Source organism: Daejeonella sp., from assembly GCF_044232565.1.
Classification (GTDB): domain Bacteria; phylum Bacteroidota; class Bacteroidia; order Sphingobacteriales; family Sphingobacteriaceae; genus Daejeonella.
The window spans coordinates 1-16,918 of record NZ_JBIILQ010000034.1 but is presented as its reverse complement, the minus strand read 5'-3'; the positions used below and the strand labels follow the sequence as shown (position 1 = coordinate 16,918).

The following is a 16,918-nucleotide window of genomic DNA, read 5'->3' as shown; positions in this document are numbered from 1 at the left end:
TCAAAGGGAATTATTAATGATCAATTGAATGTAGAAGAAGTGACACAATCGTATGCTGCTGCCGGCGCATCGGCACTTTCTGTTTTAACGGATGAGCAATTTTTTGGCGGTCATAATCGTGATCTAATTGCAGCAAGAAATGCAAATGAGATTCCTATTTTAAGAAAAGATTTCATGCTTGATGAATATCAGATCCTTGAAGCTAAGTCGCTCGGCGCTGATATCATTCTACTTATAGCCTCCATTTTAAGTCCCGAAGAAATAAAAACCTTCGCAGCTCTCGCTAAATCACTTGGAATGAGTGTCTTACTTGAAGTGCATAACTTGAATGAATTGAATCGCAGCTTATGTGATCATCTTGATGCGGTGGGTGTAAATAATCGTAATCTGGGCACTTTCACTGTTTCTATTCAACATTCTTATGATTTAGTGGAGCATATACCATCTAACTTTTTAAAAATTTCTGAGAGTGGCATAAGTGATCCTAAGAAAATTGCTGAACTGAAAAGAGCGGGTTTTAATGGTTTTTTGATTGGGGAGAATTTTATGAAAGAATTGAATCCCGGAGAAGCAATGAAAGATTTTGTGTCTCAAATTTAAATTTGGGATAATTTTAAACAATAAAGGTAATCTGACGAGAAAAGTTAAAAATGACCGTTTCAAAAATTATCTTTGTAATTGTTAATTTGAATAGATGCCTAGACTAAAATTTCATGACACAACAGTAAAACCGGAGAGAGCGGTTCTTGTTGGGATAATTAAACCCGGCGAGACTGAAGAACAGACCCGGGAATATCTTGATGAATTAAAGTTTCTGGTTGAAACAGCTGGAGGAGAAACGCATAAAGTTTTTACACAACGTATGTTACGCCCAGATCGTGCCACTTTTGTTGGCACAGGCAAGCTGGAGGAAATTAACGCCTATGTGAAGTCGGAAGAGATGGATATGGTTATTTTCGATGATGAACTGTCGCCCTCACAATTGCGAAATATTGAAAATGAACTTCAGGTAAAGATTCTTGACCGGAGTAACCTGATCCTTGATATTTTTGCACGAAGAGCTCAAACTTCACAAGCTAAAACGCAGGTGGAACTTGCTCAGCTTCAATACCTATTGCCAAGGTTAACCCGCTTATGGACTCACCTTGAGCGTCAGAAGGGTGGTATTGGAATGCGCGGACCAGGAGAAAGCCAAATTGAAACCGACCGTCGTCTAATTCTTAATAAAATATCGGTGCTTAAGGAACGCTTGAAAGAAATTGATAAGCAAAACGAAACTCAACGCAAAAATAGGAGCCAGCTTGTGCGGGTATCTTTAGTTGGTTATACCAATGTTGGGAAATCAACCATTATGAATATGATTTCTAAATCTGAGGTTTTTGCTGAAAATAAGCTTTTTGCCACCTTAGATACTACAGTGAGGAAAGTTGTGATTGAAAATTTGCCATTTTTACTTTCAGATACCGTTGGCTTTATCCGAAAATTGCCACACCATTTGATTGAATGTTTCAAATCTACGTTAGATGAAGTGCGTGAAGCCGATGTTTTAATTCATGTGGTTGACATATCCCATCCAAATTTTGAAGACCAGATAAATACAGTTAATGAAACCTTGAAGGAAATGGGGGCCATCGACAAAGAGATTATCACTGTTTTCAATAAAATAGATGCTTATAAGCCTGCAGAATACGATCCACAGGAGGAACATCCACCAATGAGTTTGGATGATTTTAAAAATAGCTGGATGAGTAAGGACAGAAATCCGGCAATTTTTATCTCTGCTTTGAGCAAAGAAAATTTGGAAGAGTTTAGGTCTTCATTGTATGAAACCGTGAAAGCTATCCATACCAAACGCTATCCTTACGATAAGTTACTATACTAAGTTTAATAAATTTGTAAATTACGCACTCTATCCAACAGTTATGGAATCAAAACGTCAACAAAAGTTTGCAGGAGTTATTCAAAAAGATCTTGCTGAAATATTTCAGCGCGAAGTAATGAATTTTCTGCCTAATATTATGGTGACCATTACTAAGGTAAGGGTATCACCAGACCTTGCTATAGCTCGTGTTTACTTGAGCTTTTTTAATAGTTCCAATAATGCACTTGCCATAAATACCATCAAATCTCATGCAAATGAAATTAGGTATAAATTAGGTAATAGAATTAAGGACCAGGTTCGAATTGTTCCACATCTTGAATTTTTCCTCGATGATACCAGTGCCTATGTGGAGCATATGGATAAAATTTTTGATCAAATTAGCAAAGAGCCACGGCAAGCAGAAGATACAGAGAACGAAGATTAATTGGAATGCGGACTATTAGAGAGCCTGTTAATTTTTATACCCATTTATTCCCGGCAATTTTAGCTATTCCCGGCACTTTTTTATTGCTGAGTCGTTCAGACATTCAAGTTGAATACACCGCTGCATGGGTTTATGGTATTTGCACCTTCGTTTTATTCGGTATTAGTTCAACCTATCATAGTTATCCCAATACAGAAAAAGAAATTCGATTTTGGCAGAAATTTGACCATTGTTGTATTTACCTGATGATAGCGGGGTCTTATACACCAACTGCTTTATTGGTTTTTGATGGCTGGATTCGTTGGACTTTGTTTGGGATGATTTGGACCATCGCCTTGGCAGGTTGTTTATTAAAAATCTTTAATCGTTTGAAGCATACCGGACTTTCACTTGCCATTTACATCTCTATGGGTGCACTGATTGTTCCCTTAATGGAGGAAATGGCCGAGAAATTGCCACTTTTAGCCATAGCATGGATGTTATTAGGTGGTGTTTTTTATATTGTTGGAACCTTCTTTTACTATAAAGATAAGCCTATGGGAAAAACTTTCCATAGTCATGAAATATGGCATCTATTCGTTGTAGCAGGTGCATTATCGCACTATATCTATAATTACCTCTATCTATTTGCTTAATAGATAGAGGTAATTATAGTGTAAAAATTAGTACTCAAAAAGCATTTCTGCTATTTTTTTTCATAAATTAGGTTATGAACATGTTAATTGCCTTACTCTTCATAATTTTCTCATTTTTTGTTGATGAGCAACCGGTTTTTAAAGGCGGACAAAACAAATTGACTCAATTTATTTATAATAATTTGATTTATCCGGACTACTCTCGTGATAATTGTATTCAGGGAACTATCCAGGTCAGCTTTAAACTGAATCAGCAGGGAAGAATTTACCATTCAGAAGTTAAAAAAGGCTTTGGGATTGATTTAGATCAGGAAGCACTACGCCTTGTGCGCCTAACTTCTGGGAATTGGATTATGCCGGTAAATCATGACACCACTATTTCTATGGTTTTACCAGTTAATTTTTCGCTTAAAAATTACAAGTGTGAAGAACGATCAAAGGATGAAATAAATGCTGCAATTAATGCTTATAATAGTCGCGAGGGATTAAAAAAAGTGGTATTTAATTATTACGATTTAAAAAGAAAAGGTCAAAATAATCCTGCAGATGAAGCTAGAATTGAGGCCATTAAAATGCAATTGGGTTTTGACAAAAAGTTTATTGAGGATTTGTTAAAGCAAGCGCAGCAAAAACTAAAACAAGGTGATGTGCAAGGTGCTTGCGAAGATTTTATAACCATTAGACTGCTAGGAAGTGATTTGTCATCTCAATTTATCGAACAGCACTGTAATTACTAATCGCTTCTTCTTCCTGATATTTTAATGATTTTTCTCAATTGTAGATTAGATAAAAATTCATGATTTTTCAATTGTCGGAAGATACTATTTGGTTTCCTGAGCCTGAATTGGCTGATGAGGACGGACTTTTAGCTGTGGGAGGAGATCTCTCTCCCGAAAGACTTATTCTGGCTTATCAGAATGGTATTTTTCCTTGGTTTTCTGATGAATCTCCAATTTTGTGGTATGCTCCTCATGAGCGGTTTGTATTATTCCCCGAAAAATTAAAGGTTTCTAAAACAATGCGAAAGCTTTTAAAGACAGATAAATTCAAGATTACTTTTAATACTGCTTTTCCCGATGTTATTAGGGCTTGTGCCACGATCTCACGTGAAGATCAATTAGGCACTTGGATAACAAATGATATGGAAAAAGCTTACATTCAACTCTTTGATTTGGGCTATGCTCATTCTGTGGAGGTTTGGGAAAACGAGCAATTAGTAGGTGGTTTATATGGTATTGAGATAAACTCTGTTTTTTGTGGAGAGAGTATGTTTAGTAAGGTTAGTAATGCCTCTAAAGCTGCTTTAATCAATTTATGTGAACATAAAAATTACAAATTAATTGACTGCCAGGTACATTCTGATCATTTGGAGAGTCTGGGTGCTGAGTTTATTGGTACTAATCGATTTATGGAGTTTCTGATTTAAAGTTTATACGAATTAAAAGCATCGTTGATCTTGAATATATGCGTGAACCCCTATTCAGGTCTCAAACGATTAACTTAAAATTTCTTCTATATCTTTGGCGCTTAAAGATTTGACAAAGCTATCCTCTGTGGTTATCAAGGATTCGGCGACTTTACGTTTTCTATTTTGTAGGGCCAAAATCTTTTCTTCAACCGAATCTTTGGTAATAAATTTATAGATAAAAACATTTTTTGTTTGTCCGATTCGGTGAGTCCGGTCAATTGCCTGTTGCTCAACAGCTGGGTTCCACCAGGGGTCTAGGATAAACACATAATCGGCCTCCGTAAGGTTTAATCCCACTCCTCCCGCTTTAATAGAAATTAGAAAAAGTTTTATTTCTGAATTGGTTTGAAACTCTTTTACAACATCGCCACGTTTTGTTGTTGTCCCGTCTAGATAGGCATAGGGAGTGTTTTCGGCATCAAAATATTTTCTATAAATGCTGAGGTGCTTTACAAATTGTGAGAAAACGAGAACTTTATGGCCTCTTGAAAGAACATTTTCAAGGGTATGAATTACATTTTCAAATTTCCCAGAGTCACCTTCATAATCTTCATCAATCATTCTTGGGTGATTGGCAATTTGTCTCAACTTTGTTAATCCTTGTAAAACCTGAATTTGAGATTTTTTGAATGCGCCATCTTCTAAATTCAGGAGCAGTTCATTTCGATATTCAGATTTTATTTCTTCATAATACTCTTTTTGTACCTCGCTCATTTGGCAATAAAATAGATTCTCCGTTTTAGGAGGTAATTCAGTGGCTACCTGAGTTTTAGTTCTTCTTAATACAAATGGCTTGATTAAGGCTTGGAGCTTGGATGCCTTTTCTTCGTCTTTTTTCTTTTCGATTGGTATGACAAATTCAGTATAAAACAGAGTCTGACTACCTAAAAGCCCGGGATTAATGAATGACATCTGTGTCCATAAATCATTTACCGTATTTTCGACAGGTGTTCCACTCAAGATTAATTTAAATTGTGATTTGAGGGCTTTTACTGCTTTAAATGATTTTGATGCTGGATTTTTAATATTTTGACTCTCATCAAGGATAATGTATTCGAAGAAAAATGTCTTCAATAGCTCAATATCTACCCTGCTTATTCCGTAGGTAGTGATTACGAGGTCATAATTGCTGAATATCTCAATGTCTTTATTCCGAAAACTGCCCGTATGGGCGTGAATTTTGAGTTTAGGGGCAAATTTCTTTGCTTCATTTAGCCAATTATACACTAGAGAGGTAGGCATAATGATGAGCGAAGTGCTATGCACGCCATGTTCATGGTTCTCTTCCTTGATTTTTTGTAATAATGCCAGAGTTTGTACGGTTTTACCAAGTCCCATATCATCTGCTAAACAGCCACCGAAATTATATTTTCTAAGGAAATGGAACCAGTTATACCCTGCTTTTTGATAGGGTCTTAATATTCCCAAAAAATCTTTAGGGACATCTATTTCTTCTATTTCTTCGAAATCAGTAAGTCTTTTTAGCTTTCTGTCCATTGTAACTGTGGCCAGTTCACTATTACTGAAATCATTTACTATCCCAATATGGTGTTTTTTAAGCTTTAGCTCTTTAGTACCTTCCGAAAACTGGAGTAGATGGCTGAATTGCGCAAACCACTGCTCTGGAATTATAGCAATTTCACCTGATGGAAGTTTAAATTCACGTATTTTGTTTAGAATGTGATTTTTGAGGTCGATAAATGGTATTTGATAGGGACCGAAATAAACCACTGCATGTACATCAAACCAGTCATTATTTTCTCTGATCTCTAGATCCACTTTACTTCGGCCAATCACATATTGTTTATTGCCCTCAGTTTGCTCAAAGGAAAAACCCAATGCTTCTAGGTCGTCATGATGTTCATTCAGCCAGTTAATAACGCTAAATGGAGATTTTTCTGAATCAATTACCTGTTGCAGTGGCTTGTAATCATAAGAAAAAAGGCTCCCTTCTGAGCTTAGTCCGAGCTCTTGTAAAGCATGGATTTTATTTTTTTCCCAACTTAAAGAACGTTTTATTCTATGGAAAATATAGTCGTTGTCCTTTTTTTCCATTCTTACGGTAACCCTTCTATCGCTCTCTGATGGGAAAATATAATTACCATATTTGAAATATAATTGAAGTTGGGGTTCTTCACCGTTTGAATGGAGCAATTTTAATATAGGTATTGCCTCAAACTTTTCTGTGCGTATTTCAAAACCTTCGGCATAAACCGCATGTTTTTCAATTAATGGCGCTACAAATTTCTCGAAATATGTTTTCTCAGATGATTTCGGAATGGAAATAAAACGTTTATTGAGAAAGGGTTGCAATTTTTTACCCTCTATATCTTCTTCAAAATAGTATAAAACATCCTCAAGCAATAACCAGGCCGGCTGGTTACAAATGATTTGAGCATCCTTAAACATGAATTCTATACGTTGCCCTTGAAATTTGATAGTCGGAAAATATCTGGTTTCTGTGATGCTGCGTCTGAAATGAAATAATACCGAAGATGATTCAGTAGCAATAATTAGCTTTCTTTCAACTGGCCATCCTTCTTTACTCATCAAGTAAAGGTTTTTATTGCCAATAAGTGTCAAAGCTTCGATAATCTTCTTTTCAATCTTTGGCCTTATCGCTTCGTATATCTTTTCGTCAAAGATGGTCCTGAAATATTCAAGAGGTCGGATGGTTTTTTTATGGAATCGTTTTATAATATTACTCTGTTCAATTTCTTCTAAGATTTTTATCAACTTAAAGTCGTTTTCATCTAAAATGGAAGAAAATTCTTTGGCAGTGGTGCTAAATAATCTCTGGTATGTGAGAGAAAAACCCTTATCTGAGTTTAATTGTACAACATGAGGCTCTATTAGAAATCCTAAGTAATCATGTTTGCAAACAGAATATACAATTTTACAAGGCTTTTCGCTATTAACTCTTAACATAGGTATTTAGAAAAATTATTGGCATTTAACCAATAAAAAAGCCATAAATCTAGATAGAATTTTCGTGTTTTAAAGAGGTTTACGTGAAAAATAGTATTTTTTCACGTAAAGGGCAATAATATTAACATTATAACAATAAACTGAGAGTTTTTTCATTGTTTTTAATGAAATAGAAATAAAATGAACTATTCTTTAATTGCTTAAATTTCAATTGAACCCTCGAATACGAAAGTTGCAGGACCTTCAAGGAATACGTTGCCGAATATTTTTCCGTCGTAATTAAAGGAAACGGATAAGTTGCCTCCCGGTACTTTTATTGAGTTTTTGATATTGCCAAACAAACCTTTTTTCTTTGCCATTGCCATGCTTACGGCTGTTACACCTGTTCCACAAGCGAATGTTTCATTTTCAACACCTCTTTCGTAGGTTCTTACAAAATAATGATCGCCAAAATCTTCTACAAAATTAACATTAATGCCGTTTATTGAATAGATTTCATTGTTACGAATGCTTTTTCCAATTTCATACACGTTTTTTGAAGCCAGATTATTCACCTGAAGCACATAATGAGGTGAGCCTGTATTTAGTACAAATGCTTCCCCGTCGCTGTCAATCTCTTGAACGTCAATCATCTGTAAACTTACCCAATTGCCATTTTCTGAAATTGTGGCATAGTGCGGCCCGTCAACTGCCAAAAAGTTAGTTTCTGTTTGGATCAAATTTAAATGCTTGGCAAAAGCAACGATGCATCTACCACCATTGCCGCACATGCTACCTTCTCTGCCATCTGCATTGAAATAGCGCATTTCAAAATCAAAACCATTTTTTAATTCCAAAATCATTAAGCCATCGGCACCAATTCCGAAATGGCGATCGCATAGATTTTTTATGGTCTCAGTATTTTTTATTGATGAAAATGCTCCATTTCTATTATCTATTAAGATAAAATCATTGCCAGCACCTTCGTATTTAAAAAAGTTTAATTTCATACCTTAGGGATAAATCATGCTTGAGCTTAATATTTCATACTCACCCGAACATTTGTTAAATTTCGGTATTAAATTTCAATTTGCTTTAATTCCGTTTGCTATTGATAAGCACCGTGAAAATACATTTAACATTTTTTAACACAAAAAGGATATTGAAATTATTGGTAATACGTTTAACTGGTATTAATTTTGAGATAAATAAAAAAATAAATTTTAAAAAACTAAATTGAATATATGAACAAGATTGGTGTAACTTTTTTAACAGCTTGCCTAGGTGGGGCAGTAGCTATCGGGTCGTATAAATTGATTGAGACTAAATTTCAGGATGGAGGCACATTCGAGGAAAAACAAAAGGTATATTTTACAAACAATCCATCGCCAACAATCAATTCATCTTCTGGTGAGCTTGACTTTACTGTTGCTGCTGCTATGGTAACCCCAGCGGTAGTGCATATTAAGACAACTTATAGTAATTCTGGTCAAGGTTATTCAGGACGTGATCAGATGCAAGACCTTTTTGAAGATTTTTTCGGGGGCAAAAGGCGCCCTCAAGGTCCAGCTCAGGGATCAGGTTCGGGTGTAATTATATCTGAGGATGGTTATATCGTTACAAACAATCATGTGGTAGATGATGCGGATAAAATTGATGTCATCCTCCCAGACAAGCGTTCTTTTGTTGCTAAGATCATTGGTAGGGATGCCAATACCGACCTCGCTCTAATAAAAATAGAAGGTTCTGGTTTTCCGATTGTTAAACTGGGCAACTCTGATAACGTTCGTGTTGGCGAATGGGTACTGGCAGTTGGCTATCCATTTGCATTAAATACAACCGTTACAGCTGGTATTGTTAGTGCAAAGGGAAGACAAATTGGTATCCTAGATCAGGGTAATAATCAAAATAATAATGGTGAGCCACAGGCTAGAACTGCAATTGAATCCTTTATTCAAACAGATGCGGCAATTAATCGTGGAAATAGTGGAGGTGCTTTGGTCAATACAAAAGGGGAATTGATTGGTGTAAATGCCGCAATTGCCTCTCAAAGTGGTAGTTATGAGGGTTATGGCTTTGCAATTCCAGTTAATTTGGCCAAAAAAGTATTGAATGATTTCAAGGAATTTGGATCTGTGCGTAGAGGTTATATCGGTATTAATTTCACAGGTTTGGATGCGGAGCAGGCTAAGCGTCTTGGTGTTTCAGAGATTAACGGACTTTATGTCAATGAAGTTATTCTCGGAAGTGGAGCTGATAAAGGAGGATTAAAAGAAGGAGATATTATTACTAAAGTAGATGGTACCCAGATACTTTCTCCATCTGATTTACAAGAAAGAATCGGACGCCTTGGGCCTGGCGATAAAGTTCAACTGTCTTATTTAAGAGATGGTAAGCTTTTAGTAACCAATGTGACTTTGAAAGGTGAGGAATCTGTTCAGACTGCTAATATCAGTTCTAATGGTGCTGCTTCTAAAAATCTTGGGGCAAGCTTCGCGCCTATAAGCGATGTGCTTAAAAAGAAATATAAAATAAATACTGGTGTTGTTGTTAGCAGTATAAAGCCGGGCGGTTTTTTCGACCAGCTTGATGTTACTCAAGGAACAGTAATTACTTCTATTAACGGGCGTCAAATCACTAAAGTTGAGGATATTGAATCTGCACTTTCTTCAGGTAGAAACAACATGGCAACCATTAATGCAATAAGCCCTGATGGCATGCAAATCAGATACCAATTTCAGATTAAATAATTAAAATTTTAATAAAAAAATGCCTTCTTAATAATTTAAGAAGGCATTTTTTTATTTTTAAGCATTTCAAGGCTTTTAGTTAATTTCAATATTGGGCTATTTAAATTTCGAAATTTATAAGTTTAATTCTCACTCTTTAAATTAGATTGTTTCTAAATAGATAAATTCTTGGCAAGCAAGCCATTTAGCTGCGTGATTTTTCTCATATAATGATAAATTTGCTCCTTGAATAATATAATATTAAAAGGTAATGAGCAATTTCACAAAAACGTTCTCATCTTCTTTAGGAAAAAAACTAGTAATGGCCCTTACAGGCATTTTCCTATGTACGTTTCTCGTAGTACATTTAGTAGGAAACTTACAGTTGTTTAAGGATGACGATGGACAGGCATTTAACGCCTACGCCTATTTCATGACACATTTTGGTCCGATAAAAATCGTTTCTTATTTGTTGTATGCTTCTATAATTATTCATGCTGTTTATGCATTATTGCTAACTGCTGGAAATAGAAAAGCAAGACCAGTTGCCTATGCTGTACAGGCTGGAAGCCAAAATAGTCCGTGGACATCTAGAAACATGGGAATTCTTGGAACTATTTTACTAGTATTCATCGTGGTTCACATGGGTGATTTCTGGTGGAAATATCACAATGCTGAGCTTCCGTATGCGGAATATAAAATCAGTCTTAACGATCCGTCTGTCATTGAAGTTTCAGAAGTGGCCTATAGTGAGAAACTTCTTGTTCACTCAGAAGTTGTTGATGTTCAAGCTGGCAAAAGAATTGTAGTTTCTAAGGATCTTTATAAGGTTGTAAACAAGGCCTTCCAGACTTGGTGGTATGTTTTATTGTATGTGATTGCAATGGCTGCTTTATCGTTTCACTTAATACACGGTTTTAAGAGTGCATTCCAAACAATTGGCTGGAACAATAGCAAATTAATCCCAATTATTCGCTTTTTAGGTGTTTGGGTTTTTGGAGTATTAATTCCATTGGCTTTTGCTGCTATGCCTTTATACTTTTTCTTTAAATAAGATTACACAATACCCGGGAAATCGGGTTTTAAATAAATTTCTGAGATGAAATTAGATGCTAAAATTCCACAAGGCCCTTTAGCCGAGAAATGGTCCAAACACAAATTTAACCTTAAGCTGGTTAACCCTGCAAATAAGCGTAAGTACACGGTTATTGTAGTTGGTACAGGTTTGGCTGGAGCTTCTGCAGCAGCTTCTCTGGCAGAATTGGGTTATAATGTTAAGGCTTTTTGCTTTCATGATAGTCCCAGACGAGCACATTCCATTGCTGCTCAAGGGGGTATAAATGGTGCAAAGAATTATCAAAATGATGGCGATAGTGTTTATCGTTTATTTTACGATACAATTAAGGGTGGAGATTACCGTGCACGTGAAGCGAACGTTTATCGTTTAGCTGAGGTTTCGGTTAATATTATCGACCAATGTGTTGCTCAAGGTGTTCCATTTGCACGTGAATATGGAGGCCTACTTGATAACCGTTCATTCGGTGGATCACAAGTTTCTCGTACCTTTTACGCTCGTGGTCAAACAGGACAGCAATTGCTATTAGGTGCCTATTCTGCTTTGAATCGTCAAATCAATTTAGGCAAGGTTACCATGTATACCCGCCATGAAATGATGGATGTGGTTACTGTGGATGGTGAGGCAAAAGGTATTGTAACCCGCGACCTGATTAGTGGTGCAATTGAAACTCATGCAGCACATGCCGTACTTTTGTGTACCGGTGGTTATGGTAATGTATTTTACCTTTCTACCAACGCAATGGGATGTAATGTTACTGCAGCATGGAAAGCACATAAGCGTGGTGCTTATTTCGCTAATCCATGTTTTACTCAAATACACCCTACATGTATCCCCGTAACTGGTGATCACCAATCTAAGTTGACCTTAATGTCGGAGTCATTGAGAAATGATGGTCGAGTTTGGGCTCCTAAAACAAAAGAATTAGCAGAAAAACTGCGTAAGGGTGAAATAAAAGTAACCGATCTCAAGGAAGATGATCGTGATTATTTCCTTGAAAGAAAATATCCGGCATTTGGCAACCTAGTACCTCGTGATGTTGCTTCACGTAATGCCAAAGAAATTGTAGATGAAGGTCGCGGTGTAGGTTCTTCTGGTATTGCAGTTTATCTTGATTTCGCCGAGTCAATTAGTCGATTAGGCGAAGATGCCGTTCGTGCAAAATATGGTAACCTCTTCGATATGTACCAACAGATCACAGATGAAAATCCATACAAACAACCAATGCGTATTTACCCTGCAGTACATTATACAATGGGTGGTTTATGGGTTGATTATAACTTACAAACAACGGTAAAAGGACTTTATGCCCTTGGTGAAGCCAATTTCTCTGATCATGGAGCCAATCGATTAGGAGCTTCTGCTTTGATGCAGGGACTAGCTGATGGATATTTTGTGATTCCTTATACTATTGGAGATTATTTAGCTACTAATGGGCCAACAGCTGTTGATACTAATCACCCAGCATTTGAAGAGACAAGAAAAGGTGTTGTTGATCGAATTAATAAACTTCTTAGTTTGAAGGGTAATAAAACCGTGAGCGAATACCACCGTGAATTAGGTCATATTATGTGGGAATATTGCGGAATGGCAAGAACTGAGGAAGGTTTGATTAAAGCTAAAGGTTTAATTCGTGAGCTTAAGGATGATTTTTGGAAGAATGCAATCGTAACTGGTGTGAATGAAGAATTTAATCAAAACCTTGAAAATGCAGGCCGTGTAGCTGATTTCCTTGAACTTGGCGAACTAATGGTTGATGATGCATTGGATAGAAAAGAATCTTGTGGTGGGCACTTCCGTTTAGAAAGTCAAACACCAGAAGGTGAGGCATTACGCGACGATGAGAACTATGCCTATACTGCTGCTTGGGAGTATAAAGGTGATAATCAAGCGGAAAGCTTACACAAAGAAGAGCTGATTTTTGAAAATGTTAAATTAACACAAAGAAGTTATAAATAGTACAAAGTATCTAGTAACTAGTAATTAGAAAAACTAGTTAAAATGAATAGGTCAATTTTGATTTTCTACTAGGTACTAAATACTAAATACTAAAATCTAATACGATGAGCAATAATATGAATTTGACATTAAAGGTTTGGCGTCAAAAAAATGCTAAAGCAAAAGGTGAATTAGTTTCATATCAGGCTGACCATGTTTCTCCGGATATGTCATTTCTGGAAATGCTTGATGTTGTAAACGAAGGGCTGATCAAGAAAGGGGATGACCCCATTCACTTTGATCATGATTGTCGCGAGGGCATCTGCGGATCCTGTTCATTGCATATTAATGGAAGACCCCATGGTCCAAAGCAAGGTATTACTACTTGCCAGCTGCATATGCGTAGCTTTAATGATAAAGATACTATCGTTATAGAGCCATGGCGCGCTGAAGGATTTCCAGTAATTAAAGATCTTTCAACAGACCGTTCAGCATTTGATCGTATTCAGGTAGCAGGTGGATTTATTTCAGTAAATACAGGTGGAGCTCCTGATGCTAATGTTATTCCTATTCCAAAGGTTGTAGCCGACGAAGCATTTAATTCTGCTACTTGTATAGGATGTGGTGCATGTGTTGCAGCATGTAAAAATGCTTCAGCAATGCTCTTTGTTTCTGCAAAAGTATCTCAATTAGCACTATTGCCACAAGGGCAGCCTGAGCGTTATCGCCGTGTACAGGCCATGGTTGCACAAATGGATGCCGAAGGTTTTGGAAGTTGTACCAACACAGGTGCTTGTGAAGCCGAATGTCCTAAAGAAATATCTATTACAAATATTGCAAGAATGAATCGCGATTATTTTAGTGCTAAACTTTTAAACTCTGAAGAATAGTTGAAGTATTAATTCTAACAAGATTTTAGAAGCTCAAATACGTATTTCGTGTTTGAGCTTTTTTTATGGGGTGTATTATTCAAAAATAATGATCAAGAACTCAACCGTATTTTACTGGATATTAACCCAATTGTAATATTATTCAGCTAATTTTGAATGAACCTTGATAAAATGGGTCAAATGATATGCGAATAAGTTTTCATGGTGCCGCAAGGAATGTCACAGGAAGTAAACACTTAATTACTCTTGATAATGGCATACAGATTTTATTGGATTGCGGGATGTTTCAAGGCATGGGTGAGGAATCGGATGAGCTTAATGAATATTTTGGCTTTATTCCTTCAGAGGTTGATTATTTGATACTTAGTCATGCTCATATTGATCATAGTGGTTTGATTCCACGACTGGTTTCCCAGGGGTTTAAAGGAGAAATTTATTGTACTCCTGCCACCATGGACCTGGCCCGGATTTTATTGATGGATTCTGCTAGAATTCAGCAGAAGGATTCAGAGTATAGTAATAAACGCAGAGCGCGTAAAGGTTTGCCATTGTTAAAGCCATTGTATACCGAAGATGATGCAATGGCCTGCTTAACGCAGTTCCGTATTATTGAGTATAATACGGAGTTTCAGATTAATGAAGATATTAAGCTAGAGCTCACTGATGTAGGCCATATTATTGGTAGTGCAGCAGTTCATTTAACAATCAATGAAAATGGAAAAACTAGCCGATTAACATTTAGTGGAGATGTTGGCCGCTATGGTGATCTTATTCTGAAATCACCCGAAACATTTAAACAATCCGATTATATTCTTTTGGAATCTACCTACGGCGATAGCCTGCATAAGGATACGGAACCGGCAGAAGAATTACTTAAGGAGATTATCTATCAAACTTGTATTCTACGTCGTGGTAAGGTTATTATTCCTGCATTTAGTGTTGGCCGTACTCAAGAATTACTGTATTCATTAAATGATCTTGAGGTAAGGGGAATTCTTCCAGATGTAAAATATTACGTTGACAGTCCTTTATCAATAAAGGCTACCAATGTTGTAAAAAGTCATCCTGAAAATTTCAACAAACATGTTCAGGAACTCATGCTTCATGATGATGACCCATTTAATTTTAAAAAATTGACTTTTATACAGGATACTACTGCGTCTATTGCATTAAATAGTGATTCTGATCCATGTGTTATTATTTCTGCTTCTGGCATGGCAGAAGCCGGTAGGGTAAAACACCATATTAAGAATACTATATCTGATGAAAAAAATACAATTTTGATGGTTGGTTATTGTGAACCTAATTCTTTAGGTGGGCGATTAATGGCAGGACATACCTCTGTAACTATATTTGGAGAAGAGTATACCGTAAAAGCTGAAGTTAGAACCATACGTTCAATGAGTGCACATGGTGATTATGAAGATCTCTTGAAATTTTTGGAATGTCAAGATTCGTCAAAAGTGAAGAAGCTTTTTTTGGTTCATGGAGAATATAATGTACAGGAAGTATTTAAAGAGAAAATCCTAGCAAAGGGATTCAATTCTGTAGAGATTCCCGAAAGGCATCAGGAATTTATTCTTATTTAAAATTGTTTTGAATTACCTATTTTTCAACTATAAATTAAATAATTATACTTATAACATGAGATACCTAGTATCATTTATTTTAATTGCATCAGGTTTCAATAGCTGGTCGCAAACTACAATTATCAGGCAAGATCAGCAGATCAAAACAATGGTTGAAGCGGTTTCTTCGCAAAACATTGAATCCATAGTCAGGAAATTAGTGAGTTTTCAAACCCGTCATAGCATGAGCGATACCTTAAGTGCCACTACTGGTATTGGCGCAGCTCGTAATTGGATTAAATCAGAGTTAGAACGTTATTCTGCAGCTTCAGGAGGGAGGCTTAAGGTTGAGTTTGATACATTCACTCAAGCTGCTGATGGTAGAAGGATTGCTACTCCAATGGTTATGAAAAATGTATTGGGGATACTTCCTGGAACTGACCCTGCAGATGACCGTGTATTTATTGTTTCAGGCCATTATGATTCTAGGGCATCAGATGTAAACGATTCTAAAATTTTTGCTCCAGGTGCCAATGATGATGCCTCAGGAACAGCTGCTGCTATGGAGCTGGCCAGGGTAATGAGTAAGTTTAAGTTTAATTGCACCTTGATTTTTGTGGCCATGGTTGCTGAAGAGCAAGGTTTATATGGTGCTGCCAATCTTGCAAAACGAGCAAAAGCAGAAGGTTGGAATGTAGCTGGTATGATTACCAATGATATTGTGGGTAATACCTATGGTATTGAAACTGGTTTAAAGGACAATAACAGTGTTAGAATATTCAGTGAGGGAGTTTCAGTTGTAGAAAGCCCTGAAGAAGCGCTTCGACGTGCAAGTACAGGATCAGAGAATGATGGTAATGCAAGGCAATTTGCAAGATATTTTAAGGAAGTTGGCGAACGGTATGTGGAGCAATTAGATGTTAAGTTGATCTATCGTCGCGACAGGTATCTTAGGGGTGGTGACCATACACCATTTTCTCAGCTTGGTTTCGCAGGAATAAGGGTTACCGAAATGAATGAAAATTTTGATCGTCAGCATCAAACAGTCCGTAAAGAAAATGGCACTGATTATGGTGATTTACCTGATTTTGTAGATTATGAATATACCCGCAAAGTAACCCGAATGAATTTGGCATCGCTTGCTAATCTAGCTTTAGCACCAAGAGAACCTCAAAAGGTGGGCATTGTAACCAGTGGTTTAACGAATAAAACTGAACTTAGGTGGGAACTCCCTGCCGGCGAAACACCTATTGGTTATTATGTGGTGATGAGAGAAACAAGTAGTCCGGTTTGGCAGAAAAAGTTTTTTGTTACCGATACAAAAGCAATTCTCAATTATTCAAAAGATAACTATTACTTTGGTGTACAATCAGTTGATAGTGATGGACATGAAAGCTTGGTG

The 16,918-nt window shown here is 36.6% G+C and carries 14 protein-coding genes; 12 read left to right on the top strand and 2 right to left on the bottom strand.

What is annotated here, in order from left to right; translation table 11 throughout:
* The 6 genes from ACILQF_RS03545 to aat all read left to right on the top strand — a co-directional run.
* A partial coding sequence (locus tag ACILQF_RS03545; protein WP_395626037.1) for an indole-3-glycerol-phosphate synthase occupies positions 1-600 on the top strand: 600 nt, incomplete at its 5' end.
* A gap of 94 nt (positions 601-694) precedes the next feature.
* Positions 695-1,882, top strand: a complete 1,188-nt coding sequence (hflX, locus tag ACILQF_RS03540) for a GTPase HflX (RefSeq protein ID WP_395626036.1) — start codon at positions 695-697, stop codon at positions 1,880-1,882.
* A gap of 40 nt (positions 1,883-1,922) precedes the next feature.
* Positions 1,923-2,306 (top strand): 30S ribosome-binding factor RbfA, encoded by a 384-nt coding sequence (gene rbfA / locus ACILQF_RS03535; protein ID WP_395626035.1) that lies wholly within the window; start codon positions 1,923-1,925, stop codon positions 2,304-2,306.
* Between the two features lie 5 nt (positions 2,307-2,311).
* Positions 2,312-2,941 carry a hemolysin III family protein gene (locus ACILQF_RS03530; protein WP_395626034.1) on the top strand — a complete coding sequence of 210 codons (630 nt, stop codon included), beginning with the start codon at positions 2,312-2,314 and terminating at the stop codon, positions 2,939-2,941.
* Between the two features lie 74 nt (positions 2,942-3,015).
* The gene (locus tag ACILQF_RS03525; protein ID WP_395626033.1) at positions 3,016-3,678 is read left to right on the top strand and encodes a TonB family protein; all 663 of its coding nucleotides are present in this window, start codon (positions 3,016-3,018) and stop codon (positions 3,676-3,678) included.
* A 59-nt stretch (positions 3,679-3,737) separates the two neighbouring features.
* Positions 3,738-4,367 (top strand): leucyl/phenylalanyl-tRNA--protein transferase, encoded by a 630-nt coding sequence (gene aat, locus ACILQF_RS03520; RefSeq protein ID WP_395626032.1) that lies wholly within the window; start codon positions 3,738-3,740, stop codon positions 4,365-4,367.
* A gap of 69 nt (positions 4,368-4,436) precedes the next feature.
* Here the strand turns inward: aat and ACILQF_RS03515 are convergent, their stop codons facing one another.
* Complete coding sequence (locus ACILQF_RS03515) at positions 4,437-7,337, bottom strand: DEAD/DEAH box helicase (protein ID WP_395626031.1); 2,901 nt, start codon at positions 7,335-7,337, stop codon at positions 4,437-4,439.
* A 200-nt stretch (positions 7,338-7,537) separates the two neighbouring features.
* Positions 7,538-8,326 carry a diaminopimelate epimerase gene (dapF, locus tag ACILQF_RS03510; protein ID WP_395626030.1) on the bottom strand — a complete coding sequence of 263 codons (789 nt, stop codon included), beginning with the start codon at positions 8,324-8,326 and terminating at the stop codon, positions 7,538-7,540.
* 234 nt (positions 8,327-8,560) lie between these two features.
* On the opposite strand from dapF, the gene ACILQF_RS03505 reads away from it, so the two are divergent.
* The 6 genes from ACILQF_RS03505 to ACILQF_RS03480 form a co-directional block, all read left to right on the top strand.
* Complete coding sequence (locus ACILQF_RS03505) at positions 8,561-10,066, top strand: Do family serine endopeptidase (protein ID WP_395626029.1); 1,506 nt, start codon at positions 8,561-8,563, stop codon at positions 10,064-10,066.
* 250 nt (positions 10,067-10,316) lie between these two features.
* On the top strand, positions 10,317-11,099 hold the full coding sequence (locus tag ACILQF_RS03500) for a succinate dehydrogenase cytochrome b subunit (RefSeq protein WP_395626028.1): 783 nt from the start codon (positions 10,317-10,319) through the stop codon (positions 11,097-11,099).
* A gap of 45 nt (positions 11,100-11,144) precedes the next feature.
* A complete protein-coding gene (locus ACILQF_RS03495) occupies positions 11,145-13,079 on the top strand; it encodes a fumarate reductase/succinate dehydrogenase flavoprotein subunit (protein WP_395626027.1) in 1,935 nt (644 codons plus the stop codon).
* 104 nt (positions 13,080-13,183) lie between these two features.
* Positions 13,184-13,948: a succinate dehydrogenase/fumarate reductase iron-sulfur subunit gene (locus ACILQF_RS03490; protein WP_395626026.1), complete on the top strand. Its 765-nt coding sequence runs from the start codon at positions 13,184-13,186 to the stop codon at positions 13,946-13,948.
* A gap of 185 nt (positions 13,949-14,133) precedes the next feature.
* Entirely contained in the window at positions 14,134-15,537 is a 1,404-nt protein-coding gene (locus tag ACILQF_RS03485; RefSeq protein WP_395626025.1) for an MBL fold metallo-hydrolase RNA specificity domain-containing protein, read from the top strand.
* Positions 15,538-15,592: 55 nt separating this feature from the next.
* A partial coding sequence (locus tag ACILQF_RS03480; protein ID WP_395626024.1) for a M20/M25/M40 family metallo-hydrolase occupies positions 15,593-16,918 on the top strand: 1,326 nt, incomplete at its 3' end.